Source organism: uncultured Sphingomonas sp., from assembly GCF_913776855.1.
In the GTDB taxonomy this organism is placed as follows: Bacteria; Pseudomonadota; Alphaproteobacteria; order Sphingomonadales; family Sphingomonadaceae; genus Sphingomonas.
On sequence record NZ_CAJYQD010000028.1, the window covers coordinates 96,915 to 110,627 of the forward strand.

The 13,713-nt window shown below is 68.0% G+C and carries 11 protein-coding genes; 8 read left to right on the forward strand and 3 right to left on the reverse strand.

Translation table 11 applies throughout. From position 1 onward, the window contains the following. Positions 1-20: 20 nt before the first annotated feature. Together QZ755_RS07470 and cobT are read right to left on the reverse strand one after the other, a co-directional pair. The gene (locus tag QZ755_RS07470) at positions 21-287 is read right to left on the reverse strand and encodes a ribbon-helix-helix domain-containing protein (protein ID WP_294321436.1); all 267 of its coding nucleotides are present in this window, start codon (positions 285-287) and stop codon (positions 21-23) included. Beyond that, positions 284-2,113 (reverse strand): cobaltochelatase subunit CobT, encoded by a 1,830-nt coding sequence (gene cobT / locus QZ755_RS07475; protein ID WP_294321437.1) that lies wholly within the window; start codon positions 2,111-2,113, stop codon positions 284-286. The genes QZ755_RS07470 and cobT overlap by 4 nt, the downstream gene beginning before the upstream one ends. A gap of 116 nt (positions 2,114-2,229) precedes the next feature. On the opposite strand from cobT, the gene QZ755_RS07480 reads away from it, so the two are divergent. From QZ755_RS07480 to QZ755_RS07495, 4 genes are all read left to right on the forward strand, one after another. Beyond that, positions 2,230-2,676, forward strand: a complete 447-nt coding sequence (locus QZ755_RS07480; protein WP_294321440.1) for a hypothetical protein — start codon at positions 2,230-2,232, stop codon at positions 2,674-2,676. Between the two features lie 149 nt (positions 2,677-2,825). Then, complete coding sequence (locus tag QZ755_RS07485; RefSeq protein ID WP_294321443.1) at positions 2,826-4,919, forward strand: TonB-dependent siderophore receptor; 2,094 nt, start codon at positions 2,826-2,828, stop codon at positions 4,917-4,919. Continuing rightward, positions 4,916-6,277 carry a PepSY domain-containing protein gene (locus QZ755_RS07490; protein ID WP_294321448.1) on the forward strand — a complete coding sequence of 454 codons (1,362 nt, stop codon included), beginning with the start codon at positions 4,916-4,918 and terminating at the stop codon, positions 6,275-6,277. Before QZ755_RS07485 ends, QZ755_RS07490 begins: the two co-directional genes overlap by 4 nt. A 111-nt stretch (positions 6,278-6,388) precedes the next feature. Next, positions 6,389-7,384: a ligase-associated DNA damage response exonuclease gene (locus tag QZ755_RS07495; RefSeq protein ID WP_294321451.1), complete on the forward strand. Its 996-nt coding sequence runs from the start codon at positions 6,389-6,391 to the stop codon at positions 7,382-7,384. 773 nt (positions 7,385-8,157) lie between these two features. Here QZ755_RS07495 and QZ755_RS07500 read toward each other — a convergent pair. Further along, positions 8,158-8,859, reverse strand: a complete 702-nt coding sequence (locus QZ755_RS07500) for a hypothetical protein (protein ID WP_294321454.1) — start codon at positions 8,857-8,859, stop codon at positions 8,158-8,160. A gap of 276 nt (positions 8,860-9,135) precedes the next feature. On the opposite strand from QZ755_RS07500, the gene QZ755_RS07505 reads away from it, so the two are divergent. Genes QZ755_RS07505 through holA form a run of 4 tightly spaced genes read left to right on the forward strand, consistent with a single transcriptional unit; the run spans position 9,136 to position 13,607 of the window. Continuing rightward, positions 9,136-9,570, forward strand: coding sequence for a DUF3576 domain-containing protein (locus QZ755_RS07505; protein ID WP_055758223.1), 435 nt, complete (start codon positions 9,136-9,138; stop codon positions 9,568-9,570). Positions 9,571-9,580: 10 nt separating this feature from the next. Next, the gene (gene leuS / locus QZ755_RS07510) at positions 9,581-12,124 is read left to right on the forward strand and encodes a leucine--tRNA ligase (RefSeq protein WP_294321460.1); all 2,544 of its coding nucleotides are present in this window, start codon (positions 9,581-9,583) and stop codon (positions 12,122-12,124) included. Next, entirely contained in the window at positions 12,121-12,606 is a 486-nt protein-coding gene (lptE, locus tag QZ755_RS07515; protein ID WP_294321463.1) for an LPS assembly lipoprotein LptE, read from the forward strand. Before leuS ends, lptE begins: the two co-directional genes overlap by 4 nt. Next, positions 12,603-13,607, forward strand: coding sequence for a DNA polymerase III subunit delta (gene holA / locus QZ755_RS07520; protein WP_294321466.1), 1,005 nt, complete (start codon positions 12,603-12,605; stop codon positions 13,605-13,607). Before lptE ends, holA begins: the two co-directional genes overlap by 4 nt. The last annotated feature ends 106 nt before the right edge of the window (positions 13,608-13,713 follow it).

Genomic DNA, 13,713 nt, shown 5'->3' on the forward strand with positions numbered 1-13,713 from the left:
CGGGAATGACGATGGGGGCGTCAGCTGTCGGCCGGGCGATTCGCTCCAACCTCCCCCAGCAACCACGACCGGATCGCGCTGGCGAGGTTCGGCGGATCCTCGCCCTCGATCCGCAGCCCGTCGATCGCCGCGACCAGCGCCGACAGCGGCAACGACCGCCGCGCCGCCGCAGCTTCCAGCGCCGTCCAGAAGCCGGGTTCGAGGCTGATCGAGGTCGCGTGGCCGGCGATGGTGATCGACCGCTTCACCGGCCCGCGAAAGCCGCCGGGCGGAGCGACCGGCTTCACGGCGTGTCGAACAGCGACGCCAGCTGTTCGATCATCGTGCCGGCCAGCTGCTCGGCGTCCATGATCGTGACCGCGCGGTTGTACCAGCGGGTGACGTCGTGGCCGATGCCGATCGCGACCAGTTCGACCGGCGACTTGCCCTCGATATAGGCGATTACCTGTCGCAGATGCCGCTCCAGATAGCTGCCCGAATTGACCGATAGCGTAGAATCGTCGACCGGCGCGCCGTCGCTGATGACCATCAGCACCTTGCGATCCTCGGGCCGGGCGATCAGCCGGCCGTGCGCCCACAGCAGCGCCTCGCCATCGATATTCTCCTTCAGCAGCCCCTCGCGCATCATCAGCCCCAGCGACTTCTTCGCGCGGCGCCACGGCTCGTCCGCCTGTTTATAGACGATGTGGCGCAGGTCGTTGAGGCGACCGGGCTGGGGCGGGCGACCGGCGGCGAGCCATGCCTCGCGGGCTTGCCCGCCCTTCCACGCGCGGGTGGTGAAACCGAGGATCTCGACCTTCACGCCCACCCGTTCGAGGGTGCGGGCGAGGATGTCGGCGCTGATCGCGGCGATGCCGATCGGGCGGCCGCGCATCGAGCCTGAATTGTCGATCAGCAGCGTGACGACGGTATCGCGAAACTCGGTATCGCGCTCGATCTTGTAGCTCAGCGACTGCGCCGGGTTGATGACCACCCGCGCCAGCCGCGCGGCGTCGAGCAACCCTTCCTCCTGGTCGAAATCCCACGACCGCGACTGCTGCGCCATCAGCCGGCGCTGCAACCGGTTGGCGAGCTTCGTCACCACGCCCTGCAACTGCACCAGCTGCTGGTCGAGATAGGCGCGCAGCCGTTCCAGTTCGTCGGCGTCGCACAGCTCGGTCGCGGCGATCACCTCGTCGAACTTGGTGGTGAAGGCGCGATAGTCGAACTGCGCGTTCAGGTCGGCGATGGGGCGGTTGGGGCGGACCGGCATCATGCCGCCCTCATCCTCGCCATCGGCCATGTCGTCGCCTTCGGCATCGACATCCTCGGACGGGTCGTCGGATCGCGCCTCGGCCTGGTCGTCGCTGCGATCCTCGCCGCGCGCCTCGACCTGACCCTCGCCGCCCTGCTGCTCGCCTTCGTCGTCGCCGTCGTCCTGCGGGGTTTCCTCGTCCTCGCCTTCCGAGTCGTCGCCGCCGTCATCGGCCTGTTCCGGCTCGACCTCGCCCTCGACCAGTTCGAGGTCCTGCAGGATGCGGGTGATGCTGCGCCCGAACGCCACCTGATCGCCCGCCAGCCCGGCAAGCGCGTCGAGCTGCGTGCCGGCGCGTTCCTCGATCCAGTCGGAAATCAGCGCCATGGCGGGGATCGCGGCGGCAGGCGGCATCCGCCCGGTCAGCCGTTCGCGCACCATCAGCTGCACGGCGGTCGACAGCGGCACCTCGGCCCGCGTCCGCGCCCGCGTGATCGGGTCGGAGCGCATCCTGAGGTCGAGCGCGCGGTCGAGATTGTCGGCGATCCCGTCATAGCCCGCCGACCCGACCGCATCGACCCGCGCCTGTTCGACCGCATCGAACACCGCGCGCGCCACCGCTTCGCCCGGCGCCGCACGGGCATGGAGCGCGGTGTCGTGGTAGCGCATCTTCAGCGCGAAGCCGTCGGCAAGGCCGCGTGCCTCCGCGACCTGATCGGCGGGGAGCGCGCGGGCGGGCATCGGCACCTTGATATGCTTGCCCGACGCGACCGGGGCATCGGCGGTAAAGCCCAGCTCGACCTCCGGCTCCTCGGCAAGCGCGCGCGATGTGCCGCGCAGGACGTCGCGAAACCGGTCGAGTGGGGATTCCTGTGCCATGCCGCCTGCTTTGGGGATTGGGCGGTGTCAGGGCAAGGGGGTGGTGCAGTGCGAGCGAACTGTGGGGTAACGGGAACCACCATGACAATCACGGCCCGCTCCGCTAACACCGCCCGGTGTCCCGCGTCCGCCGCCTGTTCCTGACCCATAACGCACTGGCGGCGTTGGTGATTGCCGTGGCGCTGCTGATGAAGGCGGTGGTGCCGGCGGGGTTCATGCCGATGCTGGTCGAGGGGCGCGTGGTCATCGCGCTGTGTTCGGGTTTCGGGCCGGTGCCGCCGATTGCGGCAGGATCGGCGATGGCAGGAATGCACCATGGCACGGCCATGGACGCCGCGCATGGCGCACATGACCGCAAGGATGGCGGGCAGCACGATAACAAGCCGCAACCCTGCGCCTTTTCGGGGTTGAGCGCGCCGTCGCTGGGCGGGGCCGATCCGGTGGTGCTCGCGATCGCTATCGCCTTTGTCTTGATGCTGGGCCTGCGCATCGTCGTGGCGCTGCCGGTACGACGGGCGGTGAGGCTGCGGCCGCCGTTGCGCGGGCCGCCCGGTATCGCCTGATCCCGTTCGGTGCGTTCGCGCCTGCCGCAGAGTGCGCGGCGGGCGGGCGTGCCGGTGCTTTGCGCGGGTCCCGCATGTGCCTGTGGCGATGCGGGCCTTCGCGGGCGGTGGGCGCTGACCCGTCGCCCGGATTTCAGGGGTAGTTTTCCATGTCATCATCATGGGCCGCAGCGGCGGTCATGCTGTGCCTCGCGCCGGTCGCGCAGGCGCAGGCGCGCGACGATGCGCACGAACCGGTTCAGGACGATACGATCGTCGTAACCGGCACGAAGACGGGCGATTTCGGTGCGAAGTCGGGCATTCCGCTCGACCGCGTACCGCAATCGGTCCAGGTCCTGGACGAAGAGGAACTGATCGAGCGGGGCGTGCGCAGCGTCGGCGATATGCTGCGCGCGGTGCCGTCGGCCAATGTCGGCGGCAGCCGCGTGTCGCGCTACCAAAGCTTCGGCCTGAAGATCCGCGGGTTCGTCGCGGACCAGATGCGCAACGGCATCCGCCAGCGTTATTACGAGGATGTCGATGCCTCCGCGCTGTCGAACATCGCGCGCGTCGAGGTGCTGAAGGGGCCGTCCGCCGTCCTCTATGGCCAGTCGGGGGTCGGCGGCATCCTGTCGATCATCACCAAGCAGCCGGCGGACACGCCCGAAGCGTCGGTGGCACTGACCGGCGGGATGTATGGGCAGAAGATGGCGACGATCGACCTGTCGACGCCGGTCACCGACACGCTTGCCATCCGCCTGACCGGGGAGGTCGAACGGTCGGGCACCTTCGTCGATTTTCAGAATATGGACCGGGAGAATGTCGCGCTGACGCTGGCATGGCGGCCGAGCGCGTTGGTCTCGGCGCATCTCGTTGCCGAATATGTCCGGCGCACGACCGCCAATAATCCGGGCCTGCCGGTGATCGGGACGGTGCGGAGCAACGGCATCGCGACGGTCCGGCGATCGGCGTTTCTGGGCGAGCCGAACTTCACCGACCTGGTCGCCGATGCACCGTTGATCCAGGCGTGGGTGGCGTTCGACATGGGGGCGGGATGGGCACTGACCCCGCGCTTCCAATATTCGGAGTTCAATACCTCGCTCGACCAGGTGCGGCTGCTTGGCGCCGTCAGCGGCCAGCCGACCCGCATCCAGCGCAACGGCCGACGCGGACGCGAGGCGGATCGCTACACCATCGCGCAACTGGACCTGAGCGGCCATGCCACGACGCTGGGCATCGACCACAGCCTGTTGTTCGGGATCGAACACAGCGCCGAGCGCCCGACCTTTCGCCAGTTCGATATCGTCGCCGGCGACATCGCGCCGATCGATGCGCTGAACCCGGTCTATAGTTATGCCACGCGGCAGCCCCGGCTGGCGTTCAGCTTCTTTACGCAGGGCAAGGTCGACGGATTTGCCGCCTATGCGCAGGATCAGGTCGCGCTGACCGATGCGTGGAACGTCGTTGCGGGCGTGCGGCATTCGGTTTTCGATTACGAGAACCGCCGCACGACGCCGGCGGGTACGACCCGCGATGCCGATACGATCGCGAACACGACGTGGCAGCTGGGCACGACATGGCGGATCGGCGGCGGCTGGTCGCTGTTCGGAGGCTATAACAAGGGCTTCGACGTCGACCCCGTGGTCGGATCGCGCAGCCGCGACGGATCGCCGTTCCGGCCCGAAACGTCGGATCAGGTCGAAGCGGGCATCCGCCTGACCCGCGACCGGCTCCGCGCCAGCGTGTCGGCGTTCCGCATCCGCCGCAACGACGTAGCGGTCACCGATCCGGTCGATGTGAACTTCCAGGTGCAGGAGGGGCAGTTGCAGGTAAAGGGTGTCGAGGTCGAGGGCGAGTGGACCCCGGTCGAGGGCTGGTGGCTGCAGGGCGGCTATGCCTATCTCGACGGGCGGGTGACGCGCACTACGACGGCGGCGATGCGAGATGCGCGACTGGGCGATACGCCCGAGCATAGCGCCACCGCATCGACCCGCGTGACGCTGGGTCCGGTCGAGCTGCGCGGCGGGGCCTATCATGTCGGCGCGCGGCGGCTGGTGAACGGGAGTGCGATCGCGCTCGATGGCTATACGCTGTTCGATCTGGGACTGGGGACCGAAGCGGGGCCGGTGCGGATCGATGCGATGCTGACCAATGTCGGCAATGCGACCTACTACACCGCCAATGGCGGCGCGAACTTCGTCTATCCGGGCGATCCGCGCACCGTGTCGGTGCGGGTCGGCTATCGGTTCGGGGGGCGGCGATGAACGACGCGCGCCTCTATCGCACGATCTGGCGCTGGCATTTCTATGCCGGGCTGATCGTAGCACCATTCCTGCTGATCCTGAGCGTGACCGGCGCGATCTATTTGTTCAAGGACGAGCTGAACGACGCGTTGATGCCCGAGCTGCAGATCGTGGCGCCGGTCGCCCATCCGCTGCCGCCGTCGCGGATGATCGCGGCGGCGGTGGCGTCAGTGCCGGGCGTCCCGACGCGGATCGACCTGCCCGAGGCAGCCGACCGCCCGGCCAAGGTGTGGATCGACGCCGCCAGCGGCGAACCGCGCCAGGTGATGGTCGATCCGGCATCGGGGCGGGCGCTGGGCAGCTATGTCTACACCCATACGCTGGTCGGGTTCGCCGATGTCATGCACGGGTCGCTGACCTTTGGTCCGTGGGGCGATGCCGTGGTCGAGCTGGCGGCGTGCTGGGCACTGATGCTGATCGCGTCGGGGCTGGTCCTGTGGTGGCCGCGCGGGCGCAGGTCGATGGCGGGCGTATTGTGGCCGCGGTTGCGCGCGCGGGGGCGGGTGTTCTGGCGCGACCTGCACGCGGTGACCGGTGTGTGGAGCGTCGCGTTGATCGCGTTCCTGCTGCTGACCGGCCTGCCGTGGGCCGTGGTGCAGGGGCCCCTGTTGCGCGGCGCGTTCACTGCGCTGGGCATCGGGAACGAAGCCGCGCGCTTCGGCCACGAAGCCCCGCACAGCGCACCGATGGCGATGCTGGGCGATGTGCCGTGGAGCCAGGCGATGGCACCGATGCCGGCATCCGACCCGGCCCATGCCGAACATGGCGGGGGCGGGCACCACGGCGCCATGGCCGATCCGGCGGCCATCGCCGGCACCGATGCCATTGCGGCAACGGCACAAGCGGCCGGGATTACCGGCGGCTATCGCCTGTACCTGCCGTCCGGGCCGACCGGTATCTACACCGTCATGGTTACGCCCCGGCATCCGGAAGGGCAGCGGACCTTGCAGTTCGATCGCTGGTCGGGGCGGCTGTTGTGGGAAAACGGCTGGCGACGCTACGGCGTCGGCGCAAAGGCGGTGGAGCTGGGCGTTCAGATCCATATGGGCCGCTATTTCGGGCTACCGAACCAGCTGCTGATGCTGGTGCCGTGCATCGCCATCGTCCTGCTGGTCGTCAGCGGGGTGACGATGTGGTGGCGCCGGCGGCCGAAGGGGCGGCTGGCCGCGCCGCCACCGGTCAGCGGGGCGCGGTTGCGGGGTGCGATCACCCTGCTGGTCGTGTCGGGGGTGATATTGCCGCTGTTCGGGGCGTCGTTGCTGGTGCTGGCGGTAATCGACCGGATCGTAATGGCATTGCGGCGGCCGGTCGCCGGGTGACGGCCGTCGCCCCTGGCTTCGATCCATTCCGGCGGGGCAGGGGGTGGGGTGCGGCGAACATGTCGGTGCGGCGACCTTGGCACCGGTCGCCCAACGCCCCATCTCGACGCCATGGCCCTTGCCCGATGGATCACCCCGCATCCCAGCGGCATTCACCTGCCCGCGATCGACGTCTGGATCGATCCGTCGCAGCCGGTCGCGCGCGCGCTGGTCACCCACGGCCATGCCGATCACGCGCGCGGCGGGCATGGACAGGTGTGGGCGACCCCCGAAACGCTGGCGATCATGGCGACGCGCTATGGCCCGCAGAACGGGGTGGCGGTCGCCTATGGCGAAACCATCCGCATGGGCGAGTATGACATATCGTTCGTTCCCGCCGGCCACGTGCTGGGGTCGGCGCAGATCGTGCTGGACCATGGTGGTGAACGGGTGGTGGTATCGGGCGATTACAAGCGCCGCCCCGATCCGACCTGTGCCCCGTTCCAGCCGGTGCCCTGCGACGTGTTCGTGACCGAGGCGACGTTCGGCCTGCCGGTCTTTCGCCATCCCGAGACGCGGGATGAGATCGACAAGCTGCTGGCGGCGCTCAGGACGGAGCCGGAACGCTGCGTGCTGGTCGGGGCCTATGCGCTGGGCAAGGCGCAGCGGGTGATTGCGGAAACGCGGGCGATGGGGTTCGACGACCCGATCTACCTGCACGGCGCGATGCAGCGATTATGCGACCTCTATGTCGAACTGGGCGTCGACCTAGGCGAACTGCGGCCCGTGGCGGGGGCGACGAAGGCCGACTTGCAGGGGCGGATCATCGTCGCACCGCCATCGGCGCTGGGCGATCGCTGGTCGCGGCGGCTGCCCGATCCGATCACCGCGATGGCCAGCGGCTGGATGCGGGTCCGTGCCCGCGCCCGACAGCGCGGCGTCGAGCTGCCGCTGATCCTGTCCGACCATGCCGATTGGGACGAACTGACCCGGACCCTGACCGAGATCGCGCCGAAGGAAGTCTGGGTGACCCACGGCCGCGAGGATGCGCTGGTCCATTGGTGCATGACCCGCCAGATCAAGGCGCGCGCGCTCGAACTGGTCGGGTTCGAGGATGAGGATGATTGAGGGGAGGGTGGTTACCGTTTTCCCGCGCGGGGTCGGGTAACGGGCGACAACCTTGCCCGCTTCCGGGGCGCGCATTGATGGATCAGCGATTGCAAGCCATTACAGCTGGACTCGCCTCCTCAGACCCAGGGGTCGCTGCATCGAAGGCAGATCTCCGGGTTACGGAGCGCAACAGGAATCGCCTCAGGTCCCAGCGTGCGCTGGAGAGTCTTTCGAGATGAAAGGGGTGGGCGTCGCCCAAAGGTGGGCTTAACCATGAATCGCGCCGCCTCGTCGCCTGATCGTTACAAGCCGAGCCGGTTTCGCGTTCGCTGCCACGATGGACAGCCTCCGCATAAAGTGCGCGTCGAAGATGCGCTCCTCTTGCGCGATCATCCAATGCTGGCCGCAAGCGCGGCATTGCGAGAGATGTAACCACCACGCATCACCGCCATGATCGACGACGTTCTCAACCGTTGCAAACACTCGCTCATCAAGGGCATCTCCGCCCATTGGCACTGCGGCCAGGTCAGGCAGAGACGCGCAACAACAAGGAAGCGACGTTTCGGTCATGAACGCATACTGCGGACAGGCGCGGCGAGCCGCAACAGGAGCGTTTCTCGACAGTCCGCTTTTTTGCCCGACAGCTGCCAAACACGAGCAAATCTGCGACTTCCGCCCTCACACTCTCAGCCCACGTGCATTGCATGGTTGATATGGGTCGTGAAAGCTACCGGCCACCTGACCGCCAGCCGCCGGACACCAACCGGAGCAGGGCAGCAACCATATCCAGGTCAGAACCGGAAGGCGGTACCCACGTAGATCGCCTGTCCCTCGCGACGTTCCGGCGTCACGCGCAGCATCCGCTCGCGATCGGTGCGATAGCGCATCCCGGCAGTCACATCGAGGTTGCGGGTCAGCTTGTACGACCCGCCGCCGTCCAGCGAATAGCCGGAGGTGTCGGCGATCATCTTGGGCTGGTCGGTCAGCGCATGGTCGGCGGTGATCGGGGTCCGCGTGCCGAACTTGCGCGCCGAATAGCCCATGCCGATCGGGTCGCGGCTGCCCGGCTGCGTCCCGAGATCGAGTCGGGTCAGGTCGCCTATCGCTGCCAGCCGCTTGCCGCCGACCGATCCGCCCAGATTATAGGCGACCGGGTTCAGCGTCATCGTCGGGGTGACCGCCGCGACGCGATCGGTCGGACGTTCCGCCTGCAGCGTCGCGCTGCGCACCGCAGCCTTGATCGCGCGGCTGCCGATGACGGCGCCCTCGGACGGGGTGAACTGGAAACCGGTCGGGTTCAGCGCGGTACGCGACAGCGCGGCAGCGAGTCGCGGATCGGCCGATGCGGGCGTGAACGACCCGAATCCGGCGATCGGCATCCGACCCATGTCGAGCTGCTTCAGGACACGCGGCGCGCGCTGTTCCTGCGCGAACAGGGCCGGCGACGCACCAAGCCCGGCGGCGATCATCGCCCCCAGTCCAATGCCAGCCAAGATCCTGCCACCCGTCATGTCAAACCTCACTCCCCGCTAATGGCGCTATCACGATTCGGTTGCCTGTATCCACCGGCTCCGGTCGCTTTCCATGCCAGTGTTGCATCGAACACACATATTTGTCCGACCAACGCGACGGGGCGTGTGACGCGGGCGGCGGCGTGCCGATTTCGGTCGGGTTCGCTGCCACCGGCACCAACCCGCTTGCCGCGTCCGCGCCACCTCCTATAGAAGCGGGCCAAACTGCCATATTGGCCTGTAGTCAAGGAACCGCCGATGAACCGCCCGCTGCTGATCGCGTTGCTGGCAACGCTTGCTTTGCCGATGGCCGCGTGCAGCGGGGGCAAGGGCCGGGTCGCGGGCGACCTTGCCGCATCGAAGGTCACCACGATCGGCGTGAACAGCTATCTGTGGCGCGCCAGCCTCGACACGCTGTCGTTCATGCCGCTGACCCAGACCGATTCGAACGGCGGCGTCATCGTCACCGACTGGTACGTCAATCCGGCCACGCCGACCGAACGGACCAAGGTGACGGTCACGATCCTCGACCAGGACCTGCGCGCCGACGCGCTGCGCGTCGCGGCGCTGCGCCAGGTGAACCAGGGCGGCCAGTGGATCGAGGCGCCGGTCGCCGCCGCCACCGTGCAGAAGCTGGAAGACATCATCCTGACCCGTGCGCGCGACCTGCGCCGCGGGGCCATCACGGGCTGATCCGACGACCATGACTCCGCGTTTTTCGCCGGCCGAGGCCGATGCCCGGTGGCAGGCCGCATGGGATGCGGCTGAGACCTTCGTCGCCGACGACTATTCGTCCAAGCCGAAGCGCTATGTCCTCGAGATGTTTCCCTATCCCTCGGGGCGCATCCATATGGGGCACGTCCGCAACTATACGATGGGCGACGTGCTGGCGCGCTTCCTGCGGATGACCGGCCATGAAGTGCTGCATCCGATGGGCTGGGACGCCTTCGGGATGCCGGCCGAAAATGCGGCGATGGAAAAGAAGGTCCATCCGGGTCAGTGGACCTACGCCAATATCGCGGCGATGAAGGCGCAGTTGAAGCGGCTCGGCCTCGCCTTCGACTGGTCGCGCGAGTTCGCGACCTGCGATCCCGAATATTACGGGCATGAGCAGGCGCTGTTCCTCGAACTGCTCAAGGGCGGGCTGGTGTACCGCAAGGAATCGGCGGTCAACTGGGACCCGGTCGACATGACCGTGCTGGCCAACGAGCAGGTGATCGACGGCCGCGGCTGGCGCTCGGGCGCGCTGGTCGAGAAGCGCAAGCTGAGCCAATGGTTCCTGAAGATTACCGACTTCGCCGACGACCTGCTCGCCGGGCTGGGGTCGCTTGACCAGTGGCCCGACAAGGTACGGTTGATGCAGGAAAACTGGATCGGCAAGTCGGAGGGGCTGCAATTCTCCTTTGCGCCGGTTGCCCCGTTCGACCAGCGGATCGAGGTCTATTCGACCCGTCCCGACACGATCTTCGGCGCGAGCTTCGTCGCGATCGCCGCCGATCACCCTATCGCGCGGGCGCTGGCCGACGCAAATCCGGACGCGGCGGCGTTCATCGAGCTGTGCAAGCAGGGCGGGACCACCGCAGCCGAGCTGGAAACGGCGGAAAAGCTGGGCTTCGACACCGGTTATCGGATGCAGCATCCCTTCGCTGCAGGCGTCGAGCTGCCGGTCTACATCGCCAATTTCGTGCTGATGGATTACGGCACCGGCGCGGTGATGGGCGTACCGGCGCATGACCAGCGCGATCTTGATTTCGCGCGAAAGTACGGGCTTCAGGTCCGCCGCGTCGTCGCCGATGGCGAGCTGACCGATCCGGTGTTCGACGGCAGCGAAGCCTATACCGGTCCCGGTCGCCTGGTGAACTCCGACTTCCTGAACGACATGGACGTCGCCGCCGCCAAGCGCGCGGTGATCGACCGTGCCGAGGCGGGCGACTGGGGCAAGGGCACCACCGTGTGGCGGCTGCGCGACTGGGGCGTCAGCCGCCAGCGTTACTGGGGCACACCGATCCCGATCGTGCATTGCGACGCGTGCGGCGTGGTGCCGGTCCCGACCGATCAGTTGCCGGTCAAGTTGCCCGACGATGTGTCGTTCGACATCCCCGGCAACCCGCTCGACCGGCATCCGACGTGGAAGCATGTCGACTGTCCCAAGTGCGGCAAGGCGGCGCGGCGCGAGACCGACACGCTCGACACCTTTGTCGATTCGTCGTGGTACTTCATCCGTTTCGCCAGCCAGCCGGATGACAAGCCGTTCGACCGGGCGGTGGCCGAAAGCTGGCTGCCGGTCGGACAGTATATCGGCGGGGTCGAACATGCGATTCTGCACCTGCTCTATGCCCGCTTCTGGACCCGCGCGCTCAACCATGTGGGGCTGATCGACCTGAAGGAGCCGTTTGCCGGCTTGTTCACGCAGGGCATGGTCACGCACGAGACGTATCAGGCGGCCGAACCGCAAAGCGTTGATGGCATCGTGCCGGCGCGCGAGTTTTACTGGGTATCTCCCGGCGAGATCGAAAAGACGCCTGATGGCCTTCGCGAAAAGGCGACAGGCCGCCCTATCGTGGTCGGCCGCATCGAGAAGATGTCGAAGTCGAAGAAGAATACGGTCGATCCCGAACCGATTCTCGATCGCTATGGCGCCGATGCCGCGCGCTGGTTCATGCTGTCCGACAGCCCGCCCGAACGCGACCTGCCATGGAGCGAAGCCGGGATCGAAGGCGCCGAACGCTTCGTCAAGCGCGTGTGGAAGCTGGTCGCGAACCATGCGCCGGGCGGCACCAGCCCGGAGGCACTGACCCGCGCGGTCCATCGCACTATCGCCGGCGTCGCGGACGACATCACCGCGTTGCAGTTCAATAAGGCGGTGGCCAAGCTCTACACGCTATTGGGTGAGGCGGAGAAGGCCAAGGGCATGTCGGACGCCGACATGGACGCGCTGCTGCTGCTGGTCAGCCCGATGATCCCGCATCTGGCGGAAGAGGCATGGTCGCAGCTGGGGCGCCCCGGACTGATCGCAGACGCCGCCTGGCCGCTGGTCGACGCCGCGATGCTGGTCGATGCCGAATCGACCATCGCGGTGCAGGTCAACGGCAAGCTGCGCGACACCATCGTCCTGCCCAAGGGCATTGCCAAGGAAGATGCGGAGGCGGCCGCGCTGGCGAGCGAGAAGATCGTCCGCGCGCTGGAGGGCAAGGCGCCGCGCAAGGTCATCGTCGTACCCGACCGCCTCGTGAACATCGTCGCATGATCCGCGTCGCCGTCCTCGCTGGTGCCCTGCTGCTCGGCGGCTGCGGCTTGCGCCCGCTCTATGCCGGCGGCGAGGGCGGGGTGGTGCGCCAGACCCTGTCGGGCGTCGAGGTGGCGCCGATCGCGGGCCAGAATGGCTGGCTGGTCGCCAACGCGCTGCGCGACCGGCTGCGCGCCGAAGGGCCGGCGCGTTACCGGCTGGAGATCAAGCTGGACGACGACATTACCGGCCTGGGCGTGCGGCGCGACGATTCGATCACGCGCGAACGGCGGACGCTGCGCGCACGCTATCAGTTGATCGACCTGTCGAACGGCGCGGTGACGCTGGACGCGACGGCGGGGTCGGACGCGGGCATCGACGTGGTGCGGTCTGAATATGCGACCATCGCCGCCGAACGCACCGCGCTCGAACGCCTGTCGGTGATCGTCGCCGACCAGATCGTGACCCGGATCGCGCTGAACCTGCCCAAGTCAGGCTCGTGAAGCTCCGGCCCGAGCAGGTCGCGGCCAAGCTCGACCGGCCCGGCCCGGACATCCGCCTCTACCTGTTCCACGGCCCCGATACGGCGGGCGCGCTGGCGCTGGCCGCTCGCCTTGCCAAGGGCGTGGGCGAGGGGGCGGAGCGCGTCGACATGGACGGCGCGATGCTGAAGAGCCGCCCCGGCCTGCTCGCCGACGAAGCCGCGTCGATGTCGCTGTTCGGCGATGCCCGCTTCATCCGCGTGACGGCCATGGGGGAGGAATCGGTCGAGGCGGTGACGCTGCTGCTGGCGGCCGAACGCGCCGGCAATCCGGTTGCCGCCATCGCCCCGACGGTCAAGGGCACGTCGAAGCTGGTGAAGCTGGTCACCGCCTCGCTCAACGCCGTCGCGGTCGCCTGCTACGTGCCCGATGCGGCGCAGGCGGCGAAGCTGGCGGTGGCGATGGCGCGCGACCATGGCCTGCGGCTGCTGGGCGATGTGCCCGACCGGCTGGCGGCGGTGACGGCGGGCGACCGGGCGGTGCTGGCCAGCGAGATCGAGAAGCTGGCGCTCTATCTCGACGCGTCGCCCGAACGACCGCGCGATGCCGATCCGCAAGCGTTCGACGCGATCGGCGCGTCGATTGCGGACGCCGAAATGAACGGCATCGTCAGCGCGATGATCGCCGGCGATGCGGCGGCCGCCGCGCTGCCCGAAATGCCCGGCGGTCCGATCCCGCTGCTGCGCGGCGTCGCCCGGCGGTTGTTGTCGCTGGCGGAAATGCGCGCCGACATCGACGAGGGCGAGAGCGTCGACCGGGTGATGGAGCGCCACCGCGTGTTCTTCAAGGAACAGGCCGCCACCGCGACGGCGCTGCGCCGCTGGGACGCAGCGCGCCTTGCCCGCGCGCTGGAGCGGGTGCGCGACGCCGAACGCGCCGCACTGTCGGGCAGCGGCCTTGGCGATGTGATGACCGCCGCCGAAGCCATCGCCATCGCCCGCGCGGCGGCACGCGGACGATAAAAGCATTTGCACGACCGCCAACGCGCTGCTAGGGGCACGCTCCTGCCAGCCAAGGGGGCGACCCCAAGGTGTTCACGTGCGGTCGTGGCGGAACTGGTAGACGCGC

What these genes read in the sequence shown, in the direction of transcription:
- QZ755_RS07490 (WP_294321448.1), top strand. Translation starts at nt 4,916, where the DNA reads ATGAACGACGCGCGCCTCTATCGCACGATCTGGCGCTGGCATTTCTAT.
- leuS (WP_294321460.1), top strand. Translation starts at nt 9,581, where the DNA reads ATGACTCCGCGTTTTTCGCCGGCCGAGGCCGATGCCCGGTGGCAGGCC.
- QZ755_RS07485 (WP_294321443.1), top strand. Translation starts at nt 2,826, where the DNA reads ATGTCATCATCATGGGCCGCAGCGGCGGTCATGCTGTGCCTCGCGCCG.
- lptE (WP_294321463.1), top strand. Translation starts at nt 12,121, where the DNA reads ATGATCCGCGTCGCCGTCCTCGCTGGTGCCCTGCTGCTCGGCGGCTGC.
- QZ755_RS07495 (WP_294321451.1), top strand. Translation starts at nt 6,389, where the DNA reads ATGGCCCTTGCCCGATGGATCACCCCGCATCCCAGCGGCATTCACCTG.
- QZ755_RS07505 (WP_055758223.1), top strand. Translation starts at nt 9,136, where the DNA reads ATGAACCGCCCGCTGCTGATCGCGTTGCTGGCAACGCTTGCTTTGCCG.
- cobT (WP_294321437.1), bottom strand. Translation starts at nt 2,113, where the DNA reads ATGGCACAGGAATCCCCACTCGACCGGTTTCGCGACGTCCTGCGCGGC.